Here is a 20,279-nt window from a genome sequence, read left to right on the forward strand (position 1 = left end):
CTCGAATCATACCGGAATAGTATAGAATTTCAAGTCTTTTTATCATGTTTCTCGTATTTTTATCATTTTTATAGCTGTTGTTTTGTTTTGAGGATTTAAGAATTAGAGAAAACTGGACAATGTCATTAGTTTTTGATTTGAAAAATAGATGTTTTTTTCAGAAGCTAAAATCGTGCAATTGTGCATTTTAAGTCGATTTGCTAGAGTTTCTACCTTGTGGCTTGCGGTAATGAGTAAGATAACGTCCGAACCTAAAGCGCCACAACCTTTTATTGCGAGTATTTCTTTATATTCTTTAAGTCGATTCATCAAATTTAAACTATGTTTAGCGACTAAATTTAATTCAACTAATTTTTTATGGTAATCATTGATAGTTGTAATTAACTTTGTAGCGCTAGCTTGATCAAATGCCAGCCTAGCTTCATCAACTAAAGCAGATAAATAATCAATCTGATCGGGTAAGGTAGTGGTTTGTAGATGATGATGTGTTGCAAGTTTTACTCCTGTATGAATAAGAAGGAATGACAGATCTCGGAAGGGCCATCCATAAGATTGAATTATTTTTTTTTGTTTATTAACATAAACACAACCTTGTTGTGCTTGCGCAATGACATCATACCCACTTGGCTTTAATCCCGTTCCTGTCCATGACACTTTATAATAAGCATCGAGCATGTTATCTAAATTAGATTTCTTTGCTTTAAGAAAGCAGCTTGCTAAATAACTCGCTAAAAATTGCGCACTTGATGCACCTAAACCACCTTGTCCTTCATACGGATCGTTCCAGAGTAGGGATTGATCCAATTGTTGCTGTTGCCACCAGATTCCAGCCGGAGATTTTGGATGAATTTCTGATAAATTGTTGTTCTTAGGCGTTATGCTAAGCTCAAAACAAGGATATGTAGTTAGAAGAATCGCTGACGCTTCAGCTAATGCAGCATATTCGCCTAATAAAAACGTTTTTGCAGGAATTAGCCATTTCATACTGCAATTGGAGTTTGTCTGATTTTGGCTAGCAGATCATGAGCATTATGCAAGCTGATTCTTTTATGTAGAGCGAGCCATTTTTGTAAATGCTCTTTAAGAAGGGGCATTTCACTTTCATTCGCTCCTGCAGCCAAGAGCAAGTTATCAATATGTAGTTTCATATGACCTTGAATAATGCCTTCAGTGCATAATGCTTTGATAGCACCTAAATTTTGTACAAGGCCTACTGCGGCAATAACTTGGGATAATTGGTTTGCAGAAGAAATATTCATCATTCTTAAACACATTTGAGCAGTGGGATGCAGCGACGTAACACCGCCTATAGTACCTACTACAATAGGTGCAGTAAGTTGGCCAGTGAGGATGCCATCTTCGTAACGCCAACGCGTGATTGCCTGATATTGTCCGTCACGAGCTGCATAAGCATGTACTCCTGCTTCCACTGCTCGCCAATCGTTGCCTGTTGCGATTAAGACAGGATCAATACCATTCATTACTCCTTTATTATGTGTGGCGGCTCTATAGGGATCCATTTCAGCAAAAAGAGAAGCTTCTTGGAGTTTTTGACCAAGTACAGGGTCAATTTTATGAATGATTACTTGAGCAGTAGTTAGCTTTTGATCATTTAAGTTGGATAGAATGCACATGGTGACTTCTTCACCGGTTAACTGTTCTATAGGTGACTTTAAGTATTCAAGTACTTGATTAATGACATTTGCACCCATCGCATCGCAGCTATTCATTGTTAAATGGATGACCGCCATTTCTTGGCCATCTTCTCGCTTGAGCAGACGTAGCTGCAGATCGACAACACCTCCACCACGTTTTACCATATTCTCTGCTACATCTTTATTTGCTTTGCTAATCAGGTATGCGCGATTTTCATAAAAAATTTGAGAAAATTTGTTAAAATCTTTAACTTTTGCTAATTGAATTTGACCTAAAATGCATTCACCTTGTACCCGTGTTTTTATTTCACCGCATTGTCGAATCCATTTAGCTGATTTGGATAAAGCAGCAATAATTGACGTTTCTTCAACAGCCATAGGAATAACATAATCTTGTCCATTAATATTGAAGTTAGTTGCTACACCTAAAGGAAGTTGAAAGTAGCCTATAACATTTTCAATAAGTTTATCTGCTAAGTTTAAATCTTTTATCCCACCGTTTTTAAGAAAAGCAATATCTTCTGCTGTGATTGCTCCCAGATCGAGCAAACGTTTAAAGCGCTCTTCACGAGAAAGTTTTGAGAATCCACGAAATAATTCATCAGTATTAGAAGATAAAGGCATGCTTTCTCCTTTGGTTAGCCGGCATTAACGCCAAGTTTAATAAGGTCGTTTTTGCGTTGTTCAAAGTGGCTGTAGTCGTCTTGCATACCTATATTTTTACGTCTTGCGAAAAATGAACTAATTTTATCATAAAATAGGGAAGCAAACTACTTAAAACTCATCGCTTATATGATTTAGTTGTATTATAGCCTAGATTTTTTTGTTTAAAAAATATCAAATGAAGTTCTTTAGAGTCCCATAATGACAACCCATAAAATGTTTTTATTTTAATTTTATGGTGTTTTTTTTGTGTTTAGTGTAGATTAATCGCTCTTGCTGATTTGGATTAAGGGAGATGTAATGGGAAAACGAACTCAAGCTGAAATGAAATCTTTTTTGTTGGCTGAAAAAAGACGATTAGAAGTTATTGCTCAATTAAAGAAATGTGAATCCTATGAGGAATTTTCCAAAAATTTAAAAAAATACGAAGAAAAGAAAGGAAAAAATTTTTTTGTTATTTCTTCCAAATTAAACGAGTATCATGTGCAAAGACTAAAAAAATTGGATGAAGAGATAAACCAATTAAAAGAGAAACTCAAGAAACAATTTCCTTCACCTTCGGAACAAGTAAAGTTGCAAACATCTCCGACAAGTGTTGAAGCTGTTTCCTCTCCTAAACAGTTATTTGTTGCATTGACGATTTCTCAGGAAACTAAAGCGCACTTAGTAAGTAATCAAATAGAAAACACATTGTGCGTAGAAAATTCTGAAACTCATTATGAAGGGAGTCGGCAGAGAGATTCTAAAGATTTTGTTTCGAGTGCTGAAGAAGGTATGCAAGAATACTTTGTGGAGCTACGAACTAAAAGAGAAAGAGAAACCCATCTTTTACAAGTTAAAGCTCAATTACGGATTCTTAAGCTAAAACAGGAAGAACTTGAGGCTAACTATCAAGAAAATCTGAGTAAAGGAAAACAGGAGCAAGCTGACAAATATCAAAAAGCTTCTGAGGCCGCGAAAAGTATTTATCACGAAATTTCGCTTTTATCTACACAATATATTCAAGATGGAAATTTAGATGCTTTTAAAAGCAATAGCCAAAGCCTTCTAAAAGAGGATAATGAGAATGTAAAAATATTGCAGGAACATCGAGGCTGGAAATCGTTTTTGGCTAATTTAGCAGCACTTATTTTTACCGCTGGACTTGCTCAAGCAGGCTATTCTATATATAAAGGACAACTTTCATGGCTTAAGCCTGCAACTGATGCTGGTCAAAAGGTTGAAAATCTATGTACATCAATTAATACCATTGCTCTGACTGTTTAAGATTCAACCTTAAAAAAATTACTTCGCCAGACTGCAGTAAAGCAGTTTATTGGCGAAGTTAGAATCTAGTATCCATTGATTGCTATAAACTATCAGAATGGCCAAGTATTGTGGTAGTATAAGCCATAGCTTTTGCTCTTCTAGAATATTCGTATTCTTCTTGGGATTATTTTAATATATAACTATGGTAAAAAATAGCGCACAAATCACTTTTGATGAGGAACATATCAGATTTCACTGTACTGGCGTTTGGTCTGTTTTACAAATTGATAATTTGGTGCAGCGATTTAGTGCTGGTGAGTTACCTAAAACAGAAAAAGTAACGATCAGTGGGGAAAGGATTAGTCATTTTGATAGTGCAGGTGCTTTAGCTTTGATGAAGTGTATTGATAAGCTGGAGCAGCGAGAAAACCAAGTTGAATTAACCGATTTTACTGAGAGGCAACAACAACTTTTGGAGCTCATTAAATCAAAGAAAGATATTTTAGGCTACCATATTCCTTCTGTTCCAAAAGAAAATGTATTTTATCAACTGGGTAAAGAATCAGAGAATAAATTTCGTCAAGTTGATGGTCTTCTTGTTTTAGTTGGTGATTTAACTACAAAAATAATTGAAGCATTTGGTAATTGGCGACGATTTCAATTACCAAGTATCATTTCAAATATTTATACTACTGGAGTAACTGCTTTACCTATTCTTGCTCTACTTTCGTTCCTCATTGGGGTTGTTTTAGCGTATCAGATGGGGCTACAGTTACAAACATATGGAGCTAACAGTTTCATTGCTTATCTGTCTGGGATGGCTATTTTTCGTGAATTTGCTCCGTTGATTACAGCAATTATTGTTGCTGGACGAACTAGCTCGGCTTTTACAGCACAAATTGGTAGTATGAAATTGAATGAAGAAGTAGATGCTCTTCTTACTATGGGGCTTTCCCCCACAGAGCTATTAGTACTTCCTAAGGTTATTGGATTATTGATTGCATTTCCTTTATTGATTTTTTGGTCTGATGTTTTTAGTATTTTAGGCTCTATGATTATGTCCAATAATATGTTAGGCATCAATTTTATTGATTTTTTGCAACGCTTAAAAGACACCGTTGGACTTTCACAGTTGAATTTAGGGCTTTATAAAGCGCCAGCTTTTGCTTTATTAATTGCTTTGGTAGGATGTTTCCAGGGGTTTAAAGTTGAAGCAGGAACAGAAAAAAATATTGGAAGCCAGACAACTAAAAGCGTAGTTCAAGCACTATTTCTGATTATTATTGCTGATGCAATTTATTCAGTTATTTATAGCCGGATGCATTGGTAAATGAGTGAATCCATTATCGAAATTCAAGGACTTAAAAATTATCTTGGTGGTCAATGGGTACACTCTGGTGTTGATTTGACGGTACAAAAAGGAGAAATCCTAGCTATTATTGGCGGTTCTGGAAGTGGAAAAACAACAATATTGCGTAGTGTACTAATGCTTATGAAGCCGACAGCAGGTAACATTAAAGTATTTGGTCAAGATATTAGTCATCTTGATGCTCAAGAATCACTTTCGCTTCGTCGTCGTTGGGGAATGCTTTTTCAACATAGTGCATTATTTTCATCGATGACTGTACTCGAAAATGTCATGTTTCCAATGCAAGAGTTTACTAATCTTGAACATGAATTTATGTATGAATTGGCTTTGTTAAAAATTGCCTTAGTAGGGCTGCCTAAAGAAGCTGCAGGGAAATTACCTTCAGAATTGAGCGGAGGAATGCAGAGAAGGGCTGCTGCAGCGCGTGCTATTGCTATGGATCCGGAACTACTATTCCTGGATGAACCTACTACAGGTTTGGACCCTCTTAGTGCACGATTGTTTGATGATTTAATTGTTTTTTTAAGAGATTCATTAAAGCTTACTATAGTTATGGTAAGTCATGATATAGAATCCTTAAAAAGGACCACAGATCGCGTGGCGTTTATTGGCGAGGGAAAAGTTCTAAGTATTGAACCTATCAAAGAATTAATGAAAAATAAGCATAAAATAATCGCAGATTATTTTAGCAAAGTGTAACCGGAGATAATTTATTTGGAAACGAAAACCAATTATACCATAGTGGGTGTGGTAGTACTCATATTGCTGGTGGGGCTTATAACTACAATGCTGTGGTTGTCCATTGGTTTTAATCAAAAAAAATTTATTACCTATACAGTTTTTATGCATGAGGCTGCTTCAGGTCTCACTCAGGATGCACCAGTGAAATACAACGGAGTGCAGGTGGGTAATGTTAAAGAAATAAAATTAAATCAAAATGATCCTAGGCAGGTTGAAATTTTATTAAGCATTGAAGAAGGAACACCTATCACTACAAGTACTTTTGCCACTTTAAATTCTCAAGGAATTACTGGTGTAACTTATATTGGTTTGAGTGCAAGTACTTCTAATTTAACTCCTCTTAAAAAAATGCCTGGAGAACCTTATCCTGTTATTCCTACAAAGCCCTCTGTTTTTAACCAATTGGACAGTATTTTAAAAAAAGTATCGGAAGATATGAGTACTGTAACTACTGAAGCACAACGTATATTTAATGAAGAAAACGCAAAACATATAAAACAAATACTTTCAAATATCGATGATTTTTCTAAGGATCTTGCACGTAATGGTAAAAATGTGAATGTTTTTATGGATAATCTCGCCAAAACCAGTCGTGATTTTCCACGCATGCTTGACGAGTTGAGAGTAGGAATTTCTAAGTTCAATCTTATGGCAGAGAGTTTGAGTACAGCCGGGAATAGCGTGTCAAAAACAATGAAATCAGGAAAAAATACACTCGATAAAATCTCCCAGGAATCACTTCCACCGGCAACTATTTTGCTACGTCGTTTGAATGCAATTTCGGCTAATCTCGAAAAGGTGAGCAGTGAAATGCGGCAAAATCCTGCTGTGGTGATTCGTGGAAGTAAACCTCCACAACCTGGGCCTGGAGAATAAATAATGAAAAAACTGGCTGTTTTTTTTGTGAGTATAAGTGTTGTAATGCTAAGTGCATGTTCACCAGTTAAAATGCCTGTAAAAGATCAATACCAATTAAGTGCCTATAGTTCAAAGCAATTGGTCAAAAAAAACTTGCCTATTACGTTGTTAGTTACAGCTCCTGATGCTGCGGGTGGTTATCAAACGGAACAGATGCTTTATATAAAAAAACCTTACGAGCTTGAAGCTTTTGCAAAAAATGCGTGGGTAAATCCTCCAGCAGATATGCTCTATCCTTTAATTTTACAAAGCCTACAAAAAACCAACCTTTTTGAAGCGGTTACTTCTAATGCTTATGCTTTAGGTGCAGATTATCGATTGGATACTCAACTTCTTTCATTAAATCAAAACTTTCTTAAAAAACCCAGTATTATTGAGTTTTCAGTCAAGATAGTTTTAACTCATGTTAGTGATAATAAAATATTATCCTCGCGCATTATTAACTTAAGGATCCCATGCCCAAGTGACACACCTTATGGGGGTGTTATTGCAGCGAATAAAGCAACACAACAATTTACGGCAGAACTAGCTCATTTTGTAGTATCTCACATAGAGCATTAGAAGAATGAATCAGCTAAATGTGCAAGGGAATTACTGTAGCCAAAAAATAAAAAGGATTGTACAATGTGCCTCCATAAGCCCTTCATGGGACATTGACTAATAATAAAAAGAACAGAGGAGATTGAGGATGAAAGCCAGATCATTATGTAAATTAGGTCTGCTTGTAGCGAGCGTTGTTTTAGTGGCTGCTTGTTCTAAAGCACCAGGTAGTGCTGATGGAGCTGCCTTAGCTGAAGGTGGGGCTTCTGCTCAAGGTTTGGGGCAATTTACTCATTTTGCTGGTCAAGAACCAGGGGAATCTTACACCACTCAGGCACCTCATAATCAATTATATTTATTCTCTTACGATGATAGTAATTTAGCTCCAAAATATTTGCCATCTGTTAATGCACAGGCAGAATACTTGAAGACACATCCTGGTGCTCGCGTATTATTGGCTGGACACACTGATGAGCGCGGAAGCCGTGAATATAACGTAGCTCTTGGTGAGCGTCGTGCAAATACTGTAGCTGATATTTTACGTATGGCTGGTGTTAATCGACAACAAATACGTGTTGTGAGCTATGGTAAAGAGCGTCCAATTAATTTAGGACATGATGAAGCGTCACATGCACAAAACCGACGCGTGGAATTTACTTATGAGGCAACAAGATGATTTATTGCAAAAAACACATTATCGCTGCAGGTTTTATGCTCATGATCCCTTTGACGGGCTGGTCAGAAGCTCCTGTGGTTGATGATAGTGAAAATTTTGCGATTATTGAGGGACAACAGGCGCAAGAGGCGCCTGTTGTTGGTTCTAAATATGAAGATCCTCAATTTGAAAATGGGTTTGATGTGGCGCAAAAAGAGGATTACTCTTTTAATAATACTCAGGATGATGGTCCCGCGCTTGCCAAAGATGATCATCCAAATGACTCAGAAAATAATATTACTGATAATGCAAAACTAATTGATAAAATTCAAAGCTTGCAACAAGAAATACAAGAATTGCGAGGTCAATTGGAAGTACAAGCTCATGATTTAAAGTTATTACAGCAACAACAAGTTGCTTTTTATAAAGATTTAGATGCACGCTTAAGCGGAAGCAGTCCTAAGTCGGTATCAAATAAACCGACAATAGATCTTGATGTGGGTTCGAAAGAATCAATTTCTAAAACTAATGCACCTGCAGCCAAAACTGAAACGAATAAAATGGCGACGACTCCAGTTTCGGATCCTGTTTCTCGTGCAAATCCAGCTGACGAACAAATTAGTTATTTAGCTGCTTATGAATTAATAAAAAATAAGCGTTATGATGATGCTATAACAGCAATGAATGTTTTTGTGCAAAAATATCCTAAAGGTGGTTATACTGCTAATGCCCAATATTGGCTGGGAGAACTTTATTTAGTTAAAAAGGATTACACAAAGGCGATTGAGCATTTTGATACAGTTTTACAACAATTTCCTACCTCAAGTAAGTCTGCTGCGAGCATGTTAAAAGTTGGCTATGCTTATGCAGAACAGGGTAATAAGCAAGAAGCGAAAAAATTCCTGCAACAGGTAGTTAGGGCCTATCCTAATACGCCTACAGCACAACTAGCGAGTACAAAATTACGTACAATATGAATATAAAGAATTTAAGTAGTAAAATAAGGACTGCACAGAATTGGTAGCTTATATATAGTTTATGTAGGGGCTGTTGGCAATTCATTCTGTTCTCCTACATCCCGTGCTTAATGTGTGGGATCCAAACGGTGTGAATCTATTTGAACCAGCATTAGGTTCTGATAATTATTGGATGCCGCGAACAAGTTGGGGCACGTAGACGGTGAGGATGAATTATCAACACGCCCAAATACCCAAGGAGAAATATTTATGTATTGGCTTGCTCATGCTCCAGCTAATATTGCTTTGATCAAATATATGGGGAAAAAAGATGAAAGCTCCAATGCCCCAGATAACTCTTCATTATCCTACACATTGAATGATCTTATCAGCACAGTAAGGCTTGAAAAATTAAGTTCAAAAAAGGACATTTGGGAGCCTCTGATTGTGCCTGGGGGAATTGGTGAATTGGTTATATCTCAAGAAGGACAAAAAAAATTCCTTGATCATTTGACGCGAATAAAGAAGTACTTTGATTATGAAGGTGGCTTTTTAGTACAGTCATGCAATAATTTTCCTCATAGTAGTGGAATGGCCAGTTCTGCTTCAAGCTTTGCAGCATTGACGCGCTGTGCTTCGATTGCTTTGAGTGAACTTACTCAGAAACCCATGCCTTCTATAGATGAGCAAGCACAATTAAGTCGGTTAGGCTCTGGATCTTCTTGTCGATCTTTTTATTCTCCTTGGGCTTTATGGCAAGAGAATAAAGTGGAGGCTATAGATTTACCCTATCAACAGTTGCTTTATCAAGGTATTGTGGTGAGTAATAAAAAAAAGGAAGTGTCTTCTAGTGAGGCACACAAACGTGTAAAAGCAAGTCCATTTTATGCAACCCGCACGCAAGAAGCTGAAGAAAATTTAAAACTTTTATTAACCGCATTGATGTCCAAAGACTGGTGTTCCGCTTATCATATATGCTGGCGAGAATTTCAAAACATGCATCGCTTATTTCATACCTGTGAGCCGCCTTTTTCTTACATGACAGAAAATAGCGTAGACTTGTTGCATCACTTGGAAGATTTCTGGGATAAAAAAGGTGATGGTCCTATAATCACAATGGATGCGGGACCAAATATTCATTTGTTGTATCGGCCAGAGCAACAGGAATTGGCGCGAGAATTCAAACGTGATTATTTAGTGGGCAATTATGACGTTCTTTAATTTTGAAACTACAACCTATGGTAAATGGATTCTGGCCGGTGAACATGCAGTGGTGAGAGGGCATCCTGCTTTGGTCTTTCCTCTTAAGGAGAAAAAGCTAACCTTACATTATTCTGCTTCAGCCCCGTCTTTAGGTGCAGATTATGCGGGTAGTAGTGGTCCAGACATGCATCTTTTATTTTGGAGTGTTTTGGAACATGGTATGCAATTATTGGGACGCTCTATAAATCAATTAGGAGGGTATTTTCATTTAGACAGTACCATTCCAGTAGGAACAGGAATGGGTGCTTCTGCTGCTCTTTGTGTTGCGATGAGCCGCTGGTTTTGCGCTCAGAAAATGTTAGATTTAAGCCAATGTACTGTTTTTGCTAAAGAATTAGAACATTTATTTCATGGGAAAAGCAGCGGATTAGATATTGCAGGTGTTGCTGCAGAAGGTGGTATTTATTTTAAAGCAGGTACTATAATACCCTTACAACAAAAAATCCACCCAAAGTTTTTTTTATCTTCTTGTAAACAAATCGGAATTACTTCTCATTGTATTAATCAAGTACAGAGTTTGTGGGATAAAAATTCCAAGTTAGCAGAACAAATTGATAATCAAATGGTTGAGGCAGTTGAAGAGGCAAAAAAGGCTTTAGAGCGCGATAAAGTAGACTCAGTATTTTTTTTAACCCAAGCGATTGAAAAAGCCGGCGATTGTTTTTTTCAATGGGATCTCGTGAGCGAGAGTTTGCAGCAGCATATGAATCGGTTAATCGCAGAAGGCGCATTAGCTGTCAAACCTACAGGTTCTGGTGGAGGAGGCTATGTGTTGAGTCTTTGGGATAAACAACCACCCGAGTATCTGGAGTTGCTCAGCGCTTAACAGCTGTGCCACAGTAAAAAGCAAAATTTTGAGAAGCTCTAATCAATAAAATGATAATACACTTCATTTTCTTTGATCATGCCTAGCTCATATCGTGCTTGTTCTTCTAGAGCTTGCTCACCACTTTTCAGTTCTTTTATATCTGCTTCAAGCGATTGATTACGTGTTGCTAATTTATTATTTTCCTGTTCATGGGCAGCAAGCTTTGTTTGCAGGTTATGCCACTGAATTAAATTACCATCACCTAGCCATAGTTTGTGCTGTAAAATAACTAACGAAACAATCAAAATAATAAACAGTGGGCGCATAAGTTTCGCTTAATTAATAGGTATCCTTTGCTCATTGTATTACTATATTGCAATGTGGAGCAATATCTGCTTGAGGAATTTATTAAGTCTTTTTGAATGGCATTGGTGGAGTTTAAGAATCTGAATGGATCATCAATAGGGATAATATTAATTTTAACTCACTCAATGAACAGAGCGTCCTCAGAGATTAATCTTTGAGGACATCCATCCTTGTTGAAAATAATAAGATCAAATGTGTTTACGCAAAACACTAAGCTCATCCGTTAATTGATCTATTTTTTCTAATAACTCTAACACAAGTGCTACTCCAGGTAGATTAACTCCTAAATCATGATGTAGGCGAAATGCAGATTCAATTTTTCGTAAATCTTTTTGATTTAATTTAAGTTGTTCTGTTTTGGAGGTTTTGCTCGAAAATATACCGTATTCAACCATTTCCAGTAATAATTCTCTAGGAATTTGATATTTTTGACAGACTTCATTAAATGAAATAGTAGCTGTTTCCTCAACAAGAACACCTATTATCGTATTGTTTTGCTTCATGCTTATACTCCCATCTTCGCACGTGGATTAAAAGGCATTACCTCTGCCATTCTTTTATAAAGCTCAGTTGCGGCTTCGGTAGTTGGTGGAGGAGTAATAATTTTTAAAAGTACGTACTGATGCCCAGGTATCGTACCAGGTAAACCACGATTTTTAAGTCGTAATTTTTGTCCCCCTTGTGAGTTAGGTGGAATTTTTAAGTCAATTTTTCCTCCCAGTGTTGGTACGACCACTGTTGTTCCTAAAGCGGCCTCCCAAGGAGTAATTGGAAGTGTGAGATAGATATCACTATCGATAACATCAAAAAGAGGGTGCTTTTCAACATGGACAGTTAAGTAAATATCGCCACGAAGTCCTCCATGCATTCCAGGTGCACCTTGTCCCGCTAACCGGATCTGTTGACCTGATTTTACTCCAGAAGGAATTTTAACTTTTAAAGTTTGCATGTTAATTTTTGAATCTTGTTCCATGGGAACTTGTAGGTTTTTTATTGTTCCAGTAAATGCTTCTTCGAGACTGATACTGATTTTTCCGTGGTAATCATGTCCGGCCATAGGTTGTTGGCTATAGCGAGAATGACCAAATAATGTTTCGAATAAATCTTCGTTAAAATTGCCCCTATAAAATTGCTCGGCTTCTTCAGGACGCCAATGGGTGTATTGTGCTTTCTGATTAAAGTTTCTACTTTTTTGGTATTTATCGTATTCTGCTCTTTTTGCAGGATCTTTTAATACTTCATAAGCCTCGCCCATTTCTTTAAAGCGCTCTTCAGCGTCGGGCTCTTTACTTATATCAGGGTGATATTTGCGGGCAAGTTTTCGATAGGCCATTTTGATGTCCTTTTCGGATGCATCTTCGCTAACCCCCATTATTTTGTAATAGTCTTTATCCATGTTCTTATCTTCTCATATTGTTTGTTGCGTTATTTTTAATTATTTTTGTAACACATATGTTCCTGGTGCATCAGGTAGTTCTTTATCTAGTTTAGGTGGTCTAACCTGCTTGGAGTGGGATTGCTTTACCAACCAATGATGCAAAGCAAGCCACCAGGAACCGGATTTGTTTTCAGCTAATTGCAGCCAATTTTTAGGAGAGATATAGGATGCTTCTTTTTCTTGTTCACGAATAAAATAATTACTCCCCTTATGTCCAGGCTCACTAACGATCCCGGCATTATGTCCTCCATTAGCCAGCACAAAAGTTATGTTGCCTTTAATCATCAAATGAATTTTATATACTGACTCCCAAGGGCTCACATGGTCTCTTTCGGTGCTCACTACAAAAGAGGGGAGTTTAATATTTTCAGCAGCTATGTTTTTTCCTTCGACAGTAAATCGTCCTTCGGAAAAGTCATTATTAAGGAATAGTTTTTCAAGATATTCGCTATGCATTTTATAGGGCATGCGTGTTGCATCCGCATTCCAGGCGAGTAATGGAATCATTCCTCTTTGTGTGCCATGCATGTAGTCCTGTACCATTTTGGACCAAATAAGATCGTAAGAGCGAAGCATTTGAAAGCTCCCGGCCATTTGTCTTGTATCTAAATATCCTTTTTCCCACATCACATTTTCTAGAAAAGAGACTTGGCTATTGTTAATAAAAAGTAATAATTCCCCAGCATCGGCAAAATCTCCTTGAGCTGCAAGAAGGGAAAGACTTTTAATACGATCATCTTGATCTTTTGCCATTACCGCGGTTGTAATCATTGCTAAAGTTCCACCAAGACAATAACCCATTAAATGAATTTTAGTATTAGGTAATAGGGTGGATATTTTATTGATAGCAGCCATAGCCCCTGATCTGTAATAGTCATCGATTCGGAGGTTTCTATCTTTAGAATCTGGATTTAACCAGGAAACAATAAACACGGTATGTCCTTGTTGTACTAACCAATTTACTAAAGAGTTTTCAGGAAGAAGATCAAGAATGTAATATTTCATGATCCAGGCAGGCAGTATTAATAAGGGTTCTTTATATACTTTTTTTGTTTGAGCTTCGTATTGAATAAGTTCCATTAAATGATTTTTGTAGATTACTTTACCTTTAGTGATCGCAACTTGTTTTCCAGGTGTAAAGTTTTCAACTCCGGCAGGAGGGACTCCAGTTAATTTTTCAATGATATCTTGAAATGCCAATTGTGATCCACGGATTAAGTTTTCTCCATTTTTGTTGAGTGTTTCTTGGAACAAGTCGGGGTTTGTAAAAATAAAGTTAGAAGGTGATAATGCATCGAGAAGTTGTTTTGTTCTAAATGAAACAATACGTCTATTAGGATCATTTAATCCGGGAATTTCACTGACTGATTTTAAACTCCAATCTTCTAGTTGCAGGAATAATTCAGCCCACATGCGCCAGGGGAATAGGCTCCAATTTTCTGTGTGAAATCGAACGTCTTGACCATTTCCAGGGGTATCATAATTGGAAAGCTTATTAATTAAATCAGAAAAATGCAGTAAGGGATAGAGACTAAGTTTTAAAAATGTACCTGGAGCTTGTGCCAGTTGTGTTCCCCATGAAAAATAAGAAGTGGCTGTAGCAGCTGGGCTAATGCTTGCAGTGAGTTTGCCTAAGTTAGCCTGGTAATATTTATTAATTAAATCAAAAATATCACTTTTTTCAGGATCCTCTTTATACTGATGAGTCGTTGTTTTTTCATGTTGGTTATCTACGTTTAATTTTGATTTATTTTCTGAGGAAATAGATTGAGCTGTTTTTTTCATGGCTTTAGTCTCACCATAGTATTTTTAAAAAATAGTATAGCAGTGATACGATTTTTATTTGTATATTAACCCGTTAAAGTTCATACTATTCGCGTAAGATACTAGGCTAGAAGAGAGTAATTCTTTTACTATGTGAATTTATATTGAGAGTTGGAGCAATGATGCATAAATATTTACTAAATGTACTGGTAATTTTTTCTCTATTTTCATTAGTTGGTTGTCAGTCAAATCGAGCTACTGACGGCTTATTTAGTCCTTTGGCACCTTTAGTTACTCCAAGTGCTAATTTGGCACAAACAGTACAAGATGCTTTAATGCGTAATGATGATCCTGCTATTGCACAAGTACATGTTCAAACACGACAAGATGTTGTTATTTTATCGGGCTATGTTAAAAAAATTCGCCAAAGTGATGTAGCAGAGCAGATTGCTCGCCAGGTTCCTGGTGTTCGTGCCGTAGAAAATAACATTATTATTCGTCCTTGAGTTTTCATGCCTCCATTTGTACTATATTTAAGAAAAAGGTTAAGTATAAATGGAGAATAAAATGGCTGACCTCATTCATAATGCCTTGCCTACCCCAAGGCGTGAAATTATCTATATTCATCCTGAAGATTCAGTAAAAAAATGTGTTAATTTGATGACAGAGATGGATATAGGTGCCTTGGTTGTAGTGGATAATGACAATCAATTAATTGGCATCGTTAGTGAGAGAGATATAGTCCGTTCTTGTTTGCAGAAATGTGTTAATTTGGATACAGCCAGAGTTGCGGACGTAGTATATAAAGGCGTCACTATTCTAAGTACTAATGATCACATAGAAAAAGCGATGCAAGTTATAACAGCAACAAAAAGAAGGCATGTGTTAATTCGTGATGAAAACAATGAGTTTATTGCTATTTTATCGATTGGGGACTTGCTTTATCATTTGCTAGAAGATAAGACTAGAGTTATAGAGCAACTCGAAAATTATATTCATACTTATTAGCAGAGTTTGCATTAGAATGTTATAGTATTTTCATTTTATTGCATCTCACTTCTATGAAAACATTATTTAGATTGTTGTTTGCTTTCTTTATAATTGGTGCTTCTGCGAGGGCAGCCGATTTATCGCCCTCATGGTATTCTAAGAGCACTGATAACAAGGTTATTATTAACGTAGAATTATTTCTTTCTTCTACCTGCCCTCATTGCAAAAAAGCAGATGCATTTTTTCTTGATCTTGAAAAAAAATCTCCTGAGCTTCATGTTCAACGCAATTTTATTAATCAGGATAAAAATGCATTAATTCGCTTTAGTCAATTATTAAATGCGCAACAAATGGATGATTTTGCGGTTCCTTCAATCTATTTTTGCGATTCGCGATGGGTTGGTTTTGATTCTGCTGCAACTACGGGAAAAGATGTGTTCGATGCAATTCAGTATTGCAAACAACAAATTGAACATAAAGGAAGTTTAACAAAATCAACAGTGGATACACTGAGGCATTGGGCTAATGCAAATCAATTTACTAGTGGAATGATAGAAAAGCCATCGGCATTAAATTATACGGTTACTATAGCTTTTATGGATTCCTTTAATCCGTGTGCTTTTTTTTGCTTTTCAGGATTCCTTGCTTTTCTTTTAATCGCTGAACAGCGAAAAAAACAGATTATTGCCAGCCTATTATTTATTTCTTCTATAGTAATAGTCCATTATTTTCAACAAGTATATACCGGTAATTATTTTAATTTGCTCCCGTGGTTACGTATTCCCGCTGTATTATTGGGATTGATGACGATTTATTTTGTGATACAACATCGCAAAAAACAGTCCGATGATGCTTTATATTTTTTATTAGCATTTTTCTTAGGATTAATAACTACAGTTTATCAGCAAACTTGCGTCATGAACTGGGCTACCATTTTTGAGCAGTGGTTAAATAATCAACATTTCTCTAATTGGCAAACTAATTTATATCAGTTGCTTTATCAAGGAATGTACATACTTCCTTTAGTAGTGATCTTATGCATTTATTTGGTTTTATTGAACATAAAGCGTTTTGCTGCATTAAGGACGAAATTTGCCAACATTGGTTTATTGTTTCTGATTGCCATTGCGCTGTGTTTAATTGTATATCCTTTTATATTGTCTAACTTCACGATCTCTCTGATGACGTTACTTATTTTAGTTGTTTGTGGCTTCTTTATAAATTTGACTTGATCTTATTTTGATGATTTGGGATTATCAACATTCTGTTTGGTACGCATTTGCTACAATTTTAAAAATCTTAGAAAAAGATCACGTTCGCGTACAGGTTAATGCATCAAATACAGTTTAAGTAGCTGTTTTATTTTTAGGTGAAAACATGAGTAAGCCCATTAATATTCCCGTTGTTGTTGAAAGCGGACAAAAATATAAGACATCTCATGGCGTATCAGCAATCAAAGATGGTGTCAAATCAACCGGGCAAGTTTATGAGCGTTTACCTAAGCCCAAATGGTTACGTGTCGTGAATCAAATCACTCCCGCTTATAACCAAGTAAAAGAACAGGTTCAAAAACATCGTTTAGCTACAGTGTGTGAAGAAGCAAAATGTCCTAACATAGCTGAGTGTTGGTCACATGGAACTGCAACAATTATGTTAATGGGGGCGGTGTGTACCCGTGCGTGTCGTTTTTGCTCAGTAGATACCGGAAATCCGCATGGTTGGTTAGATCCACAAGAACCTGAAAATACGGCAAATACTGTTGCTTTAATGAATCTTGACTATGTAGTTTTGACTTCAGTAAACCGAGATGACTTACCTGATGGTGGTGCTAATCATTATGCGCAAACAATACGTGCTATAAAAAAGCGTTCACCAAAAACTAAAGTTGAAGCGTTGACTCCCGATTTTCAAGGAGTAGAACAAGATATTGCTTTATTATTGGATAGTGGTGTTGATGTATTTGCACAAAATGTAGAAACAGTAGAACGATTGACCCACCCTGTGCGTGACAATAGAGCAGGTTACACGCAAACATTGAATGTACTTGCATTTGCCAAACATTATCGACCTGATGTATTAACGAAAACGAGTTTGATGTTAGGCTTAGGTGAAAGTGATGAGGAAATTGTGCAAACGATGGATGATTTACGTGCTCATCAGGTAGATATTCTTACTCTAGGACAATATTTACAACCCACAAAGAATCATTTGCCAATCGCTCGTTATGTAACTCCTGAAACGTTTGCTGAATTAAGACAGATCGGATTAAAGAAAGGTTTTTTTGAGGTAGCTTCTGGGCCTTTAGTCCGCTCAAGTTATCGTGCTGATAGAATATTTAAACACGATAATTTAGGCTTGGATATATAGGGGCACGCCCTATATATTGTTATTAGATTGTATATGTAATGCTTGATGTTGCTTCATTCTCAACAATGGAGATATCTTCTCGCTGACGATTATGTCTAAATAAAGGTAGAGAATGGTTAACCGGTTCTTGTAACTGCTGCTGTTCTTTTTCATGCTTAACTTAAAATAATACCTCTTTTTCTCATTTTCTTTTGTAAGAAATAGGCGCAAAGATACATTATTGCTCCTAATCCCATCGCGCTAATGCCTAAAACTAAATAATAGTTTTCGTAATAGGGTAGGCTTTCTAGAGCAGAGTGAATGGTGTTAGGTATCGCAACCCAAGCAGCAATTCTACCTGAGATAGTATGAGCTAACGAACTTGCAAGATACCAAACACCCATGGCAAAAGCGATGGAATTTTGATCACAGTATAATCCCACCATACTTAGTCCAATGGCACTAACCCATAATTCTGCAATAGAAATAAGAATATAAGTCAGTGCGATGTAATTGCCGTTTATGATCCCATTATCTGAGCCATAAGCAGCAAAAGCCATTACTAAAAGAGCAATACCTGAAAGCAAAGTACCAGAGGCGAATTGGTAGGAAATCGTGAAGCGAGGAAATAGCTTATAAAGGCGTGGAAGTTGACTGCCTATAGCTAAGATGAGCAATGGGTTAAGTATTTGGTAATGGGCAGGAGAAACAGTTAAACCAAACATATTATGATCGGAATTATTTTCAGCAAATAAAATTAGAGTACTGTTCATTTGGTTATAGATAACAAAAAATACCACAGCTTCAACAATCAGTAAGAGTGCAATTAATTGCTTATGGCGCACAATACCCTTGAGCGATAGCGTCTTTTTTAAAAACCATATAATTCCAATAATACAACCTAATGCAATAATAGTACCTGCTATATAAACATGAGAATAAGCAAATAAAGTCAGCAAATAGATAACAACTATATAGGTTGTTAAACGAAATACTCCTGCTTTGGAGAATTTAGTTTGATCTTTTCCCCAAATAACATTCTCATAAATGGAGTAGCGTTTGGCAAAATTTAGAGCAGCAATCGATTTTCCTATAAATGCTACAGTGAGGATGGAAAGCGGCCCATAACGACTTTCAAAAAGCAATGGGGCAATTAAAGTGGCTAATAATGCGCCCACATTAATCGCAATATAATAATAAGTCATAGCAGATTTTGCTTTAATTGCGTCATCTGAATAAATATGAGAAACCATACTTGAAGCGGTTCCCATTAAGAGTGAGTTGGTTGCTGGTATAAAGGCATATGCGGCAATAAAAAAAGTATCTCCAAGAGAACTCACTGTATAGCCACTGATCATAATGAGTAAGTAGGCAGTAGCCAGCATGATACTACCAAGAAGAATGGATCGCCTAATCCCGACTACAGTATCTGCCATATATCCACCCAACATAGGCATTAAATAACCCATTGCATGGGCAACGCCAATGAAGGCATAAGCCTTAGCTTGGCTGTAACCTAATCCTTGGGACAATACAGGACGTGTTAAAAATAAAACTAATATGGTATTGAGGGCGTATACGGAAAATTGGCTCCAAAAGGTAATAAATATGATGTTATTGGCTTGTTTTTGTCGTAAGGCCAATTCAGGCAAATAATTTTTCACTTCTTGAGAAATCATTGCTCGAACCTCATCCTATGAAAAATAATTATCAGACTATCATTTTTTGGCAAGAACAACATCAATTATATGGGTATCATGATAGGGAAAAGTAAAAATTTTACTAAATAAACGCTTCACTCGTTGAATTAAAAATATTTTTGGCAGCATGCGAATGGATAAGGTATTGAGAAACCATGTTCCTTCAATACCAAAATGTGCTAACTCATCAATGGTATTTAAAGTTATAGGTATTTCCAGGCGCTGATGAGCAATGACTTCAAATTGATTCTGTTTGAATGCAAGCATTAATTCATCATTGTTTGCTGCAACGGTGGTATTTTTTACAATAGATTTGTAATAGTGCCCAACAACACTACTTAAAATCGAACCTTTACTAATAAACTCGGCTAAACATTGTTGAGCGACAGGAAATGAATCATAAGTTGTTGTGATCATTGAAAAATGGCCATTAGCTCGGGTTAATAATTTGGCTTCATTAAATAATACTTTGATTGGAATATAGGCATTAATGAAATGTGCCAGAATCAAATCCTGACTGTGGGGTGGCAAGAATTTATTTGCTTGCACGGCACTACCTTCAATAGTGATTAAAGATAGTGCTTCACGAGCACGCTTTAACATTTCCGAAGAAACATCGATTCCTGTAAATTCTGCTTGTGGCATAATTTGCTGAAGTTTTTTGAGAAATGTGCCATCTCCAACACCTAAATCAAGAACTTTATAATGAGGTTTCATCCCCAAATAAAAGTGCTTCATTTGTTCAATTGCTGTTTGTTGGCTCTGGCTAATCGCTCCAAAGCGATTGGCTATTACATAATTTTCAGCGATGTCGTTATACATGGCCTTTAAGGACATGCAAAATTCCAGTTTTAAAAAA

Annotated in this window: 21 protein-coding genes; 13 read left to right on the forward strand and 8 right to left on the reverse strand. The window is 36.5% G+C overall.

All coding sequences use genetic code 11. The features are described from left to right. Positions 1 to 102 precede the first annotated feature (102 nt). Both Lgra_RS09145 and Lgra_RS09150 read right to left on the reverse strand, forming a co-directional pair. A complete protein-coding gene (locus tag Lgra_RS09145; protein WP_058498949.1) occupies positions 103 to 984 on the reverse strand; it encodes a hypothetical protein in 882 nt (293 codons plus the stop codon). After that, the gene (locus tag Lgra_RS09150; RefSeq protein ID WP_058498950.1) at positions 981 to 2,279 is read right to left on the reverse strand and encodes a hydroxymethylglutaryl-CoA reductase, degradative; all 1,299 of its coding nucleotides are present in this window, start codon (positions 2,277 to 2,279) and stop codon (positions 981 to 983) included. The genes Lgra_RS09145 and Lgra_RS09150 overlap by 4 nt, the downstream gene beginning before the upstream one ends. A gap of 375 nt (positions 2,280 to 2,654) precedes the next feature. On the opposite strand from Lgra_RS09150, the gene Lgra_RS09155 reads away from it, so the two are divergent. From Lgra_RS09155 to Lgra_RS09195, 9 genes are all read left to right on the forward strand, one after another. Then, complete coding sequence (locus Lgra_RS09155; RefSeq protein ID WP_238584409.1) at positions 2,655 to 3,584, forward strand: hypothetical protein; 930 nt, start codon at positions 2,655 to 2,657, stop codon at positions 3,582 to 3,584. A 184-nt stretch (positions 3,585 to 3,768) separates the two neighbouring features. Beyond that, on the forward strand, positions 3,769 to 4,896 hold the full coding sequence (locus tag Lgra_RS09160; RefSeq protein ID WP_058498952.1) for an MlaE family ABC transporter permease: 1,128 nt from the start codon (positions 3,769 to 3,771) through the stop codon (positions 4,894 to 4,896). Beyond that, a complete protein-coding gene (locus Lgra_RS09165; RefSeq protein ID WP_058498953.1) occupies positions 4,897 to 5,634 on the forward strand; it encodes an ABC transporter ATP-binding protein in 738 nt (245 codons plus the stop codon). It abuts the gene before it with no gap. A 15-nt stretch (positions 5,635 to 5,649) separates the two neighbouring features. After that, positions 5,650 to 6,552: an MlaD family protein gene (locus tag Lgra_RS09170; protein ID WP_172468390.1), complete on the forward strand. Its 903-nt coding sequence runs from the start codon at positions 5,650 to 5,652 to the stop codon at positions 6,550 to 6,552. Positions 6,553 to 6,555: 3 nt separating this feature from the next. Continuing rightward, positions 6,556 to 7,155: an ABC-type transport auxiliary lipoprotein family protein gene (locus tag Lgra_RS09175; protein ID WP_058498954.1), complete on the forward strand. Its 600-nt coding sequence runs from the start codon at positions 6,556 to 6,558 to the stop codon at positions 7,153 to 7,155. A gap of 127 nt (positions 7,156 to 7,282) precedes the next feature. Beyond that, positions 7,283 to 7,810 (forward strand): peptidoglycan-associated lipoprotein Pal, encoded by a 528-nt coding sequence (gene pal, locus Lgra_RS09180; protein ID WP_058498955.1) that lies wholly within the window; start codon positions 7,283 to 7,285, stop codon positions 7,808 to 7,810. Next, entirely contained in the window at positions 7,807 to 8,766 is a 960-nt protein-coding gene (gene ybgF / locus Lgra_RS09185) for a tol-pal system protein YbgF (protein WP_058498956.1), read from the forward strand. Before pal ends, ybgF begins: the two co-directional genes overlap by 4 nt. Before the next feature lie 249 nt (positions 8,767 to 9,015). Continuing rightward, positions 9,016 to 9,966, forward strand: a complete 951-nt coding sequence (locus Lgra_RS09190; RefSeq protein WP_058498957.1) for a diphosphomevalonate decarboxylase — start codon at positions 9,016 to 9,018, stop codon at positions 9,964 to 9,966. Continuing rightward, a complete protein-coding gene (locus Lgra_RS09195; RefSeq protein ID WP_058498958.1) occupies positions 9,953 to 10,834 on the forward strand; it encodes a mevalonate kinase family protein in 882 nt (293 codons plus the stop codon). Before Lgra_RS09190 ends, Lgra_RS09195 begins: the two co-directional genes overlap by 14 nt. Positions 10,835 to 10,872: 38 nt before the next feature. On the opposite strand, the gene ftsB is transcribed toward Lgra_RS09195, so the two are convergent. From ftsB to Lgra_RS09215, 4 genes are all read right to left on the reverse strand, one after another. After that, positions 10,873 to 11,142 carry a cell division protein FtsB gene (gene ftsB, locus Lgra_RS09200; RefSeq protein ID WP_058498959.1) on the reverse strand — a complete coding sequence of 90 codons (270 nt, stop codon included), beginning with the start codon at positions 11,140 to 11,142 and terminating at the stop codon, positions 10,873 to 10,875. Between the two features lie 228 nt (positions 11,143 to 11,370). Further along, on the reverse strand, positions 11,371 to 11,685 hold the full coding sequence (locus Lgra_RS09205) for a chaperone modulator CbpM (RefSeq protein WP_058498960.1): 315 nt from the start codon (positions 11,683 to 11,685) through the stop codon (positions 11,371 to 11,373). A gap of 2 nt (positions 11,686 to 11,687) precedes the next feature. Beyond that, positions 11,688 to 12,578, reverse strand: a complete 891-nt coding sequence (locus Lgra_RS09210) for a DnaJ C-terminal domain-containing protein (RefSeq protein ID WP_058498961.1) — start codon at positions 12,576 to 12,578, stop codon at positions 11,688 to 11,690. 39 nt (positions 12,579 to 12,617) lie between these two features. Continuing rightward, entirely contained in the window at positions 12,618 to 14,405 is a 1,788-nt protein-coding gene (locus tag Lgra_RS09215; RefSeq protein ID WP_058498962.1) for a PHA/PHB synthase family protein, read from the reverse strand. A gap of 161 nt (positions 14,406 to 14,566) precedes the next feature. On the opposite strand from Lgra_RS09215, the gene Lgra_RS09220 reads away from it, so the two are divergent. The 4 genes from Lgra_RS09220 (at position 14,567) to lipA (ending at position 17,741) form a co-directional block, all read left to right on the forward strand. Continuing rightward, the gene (locus Lgra_RS09220) at positions 14,567 to 14,890 is read left to right on the forward strand and encodes a BON domain-containing protein (protein WP_058498963.1); all 324 of its coding nucleotides are present in this window, start codon (positions 14,567 to 14,569) and stop codon (positions 14,888 to 14,890) included. Between the two features lie 61 nt (positions 14,891 to 14,951). Beyond that, complete coding sequence (locus Lgra_RS09225; RefSeq protein WP_058498964.1) at positions 14,952 to 15,392, forward strand: CBS domain-containing protein; 441 nt, start codon at positions 14,952 to 14,954, stop codon at positions 15,390 to 15,392. Positions 15,393 to 15,445: 53 nt separating this feature from the next. Continuing rightward, the gene (locus tag Lgra_RS09230) at positions 15,446 to 16,606 is read left to right on the forward strand and encodes a thioredoxin domain-containing protein (protein WP_058498965.1); all 1,161 of its coding nucleotides are present in this window, start codon (positions 15,446 to 15,448) and stop codon (positions 16,604 to 16,606) included. Between the two features lie 145 nt (positions 16,607 to 16,751). After that, positions 16,752 to 17,741 carry a lipoyl synthase gene (lipA, locus tag Lgra_RS09235; protein WP_058498966.1) on the forward strand — a complete coding sequence of 330 codons (990 nt, stop codon included), beginning with the start codon at positions 16,752 to 16,754 and terminating at the stop codon, positions 17,739 to 17,741. Positions 17,742 to 17,896: 155 nt separating this feature from the next. Here lipA and Lgra_RS09240 read toward each other — a convergent pair whose 3' ends face one another. Both Lgra_RS09240 and Lgra_RS09245 read right to left on the reverse strand, forming a co-directional pair. Further along, positions 17,897 to 19,399 (reverse strand): peptide MFS transporter, encoded by a 1,503-nt coding sequence (locus Lgra_RS09240; RefSeq protein WP_058498967.1) that lies wholly within the window; start codon positions 19,397 to 19,399, stop codon positions 17,897 to 17,899. A 39-nt stretch (positions 19,400 to 19,438) separates the two neighbouring features. Beyond that, entirely contained in the window at positions 19,439 to 20,257 is an 819-nt protein-coding gene (locus tag Lgra_RS09245; RefSeq protein WP_058498968.1) for a class I SAM-dependent methyltransferase, read from the reverse strand. Positions 20,258 to 20,279 lie beyond the last annotated feature (22 nt).

This window comes from Legionella gratiana (genome assembly GCF_001467695.1).
Taxonomy (GTDB): Bacteria; Pseudomonadota; Gammaproteobacteria; order Legionellales; family Legionellaceae; genus Legionella; species Legionella gratiana.

Bases quoted from the DNA above. Each gene is read 5' to 3' on its own strand.
- Lgra_RS09145 (WP_058498949.1), bottom strand. From the start codon at position 984: ATGAAATGGCTAATTCCTGCAAAAACGTTTTTATTAGGCGAATATGCT.
- Lgra_RS09150 (WP_058498950.1), bottom strand. From the start codon at position 2,279: ATGCCTTTATCTTCTAATACTGATGAATTATTTCGTGGATTCTCAAAA.
- Lgra_RS09160 (WP_058498952.1), top strand. From the start codon at position 3,769: ATGGTAAAAAATAGCGCACAAATCACTTTTGATGAGGAACATATCAGA.
- Lgra_RS09165 (WP_058498953.1), top strand. From the start codon at position 4,897: ATGAGTGAATCCATTATCGAAATTCAAGGACTTAAAAATTATCTTGGT.
- Lgra_RS09175 (WP_058498954.1), top strand. From the start codon at position 6,556: ATGAAAAAACTGGCTGTTTTTTTTGTGAGTATAAGTGTTGTAATGCTA.
- pal (WP_058498955.1), top strand. From the start codon at position 7,283: ATGAAAGCCAGATCATTATGTAAATTAGGTCTGCTTGTAGCGAGCGTT.
- ybgF (WP_058498956.1), top strand. From the start codon at position 7,807: ATGATTTATTGCAAAAAACACATTATCGCTGCAGGTTTTATGCTCATG.
- Lgra_RS09190 (WP_058498957.1), top strand. From the start codon at position 9,016: ATGTATTGGCTTGCTCATGCTCCAGCTAATATTGCTTTGATCAAATAT.
- Lgra_RS09195 (WP_058498958.1), top strand. From the start codon at position 9,953: ATGACGTTCTTTAATTTTGAAACTACAACCTATGGTAAATGGATTCTG.
- ftsB (WP_058498959.1), bottom strand. From the start codon at position 11,142: ATGCGCCCACTGTTTATTATTTTGATTGTTTCGTTAGTTATTTTACAG.
- Lgra_RS09205 (WP_058498960.1), bottom strand. From the start codon at position 11,685: ATGAAGCAAAACAATACGATAATAGGTGTTCTTGTTGAGGAAACAGCT.
- Lgra_RS09210 (WP_058498961.1), bottom strand. From the start codon at position 12,578: ATGGATAAAGACTATTACAAAATAATGGGGGTTAGCGAAGATGCATCC.
- Lgra_RS09215 (WP_058498962.1), bottom strand. From the start codon at position 14,405: ATGAAAAAAACAGCTCAATCTATTTCCTCAGAAAATAAATCAAAATTA.
- Lgra_RS09220 (WP_058498963.1), top strand. From the start codon at position 14,567: ATGCATAAATATTTACTAAATGTACTGGTAATTTTTTCTCTATTTTCA.
- Lgra_RS09225 (WP_058498964.1), top strand. From the start codon at position 14,952: ATGGCTGACCTCATTCATAATGCCTTGCCTACCCCAAGGCGTGAAATT.
- Lgra_RS09230 (WP_058498965.1), top strand. From the start codon at position 15,446: ATGAAAACATTATTTAGATTGTTGTTTGCTTTCTTTATAATTGGTGCT.
- lipA (WP_058498966.1), top strand. From the start codon at position 16,752: ATGAGTAAGCCCATTAATATTCCCGTTGTTGTTGAAAGCGGACAAAAA.
- Lgra_RS09240 (WP_058498967.1), bottom strand. From the start codon at position 19,399: ATGATTTCTCAAGAAGTGAAAAATTATTTGCCTGAATTGGCCTTACGA.
- Lgra_RS09245 (WP_058498968.1), bottom strand. From the start codon at position 20,257: ATGTCCTTAAAGGCCATGTATAACGACATCGCTGAAAATTATGTAATA.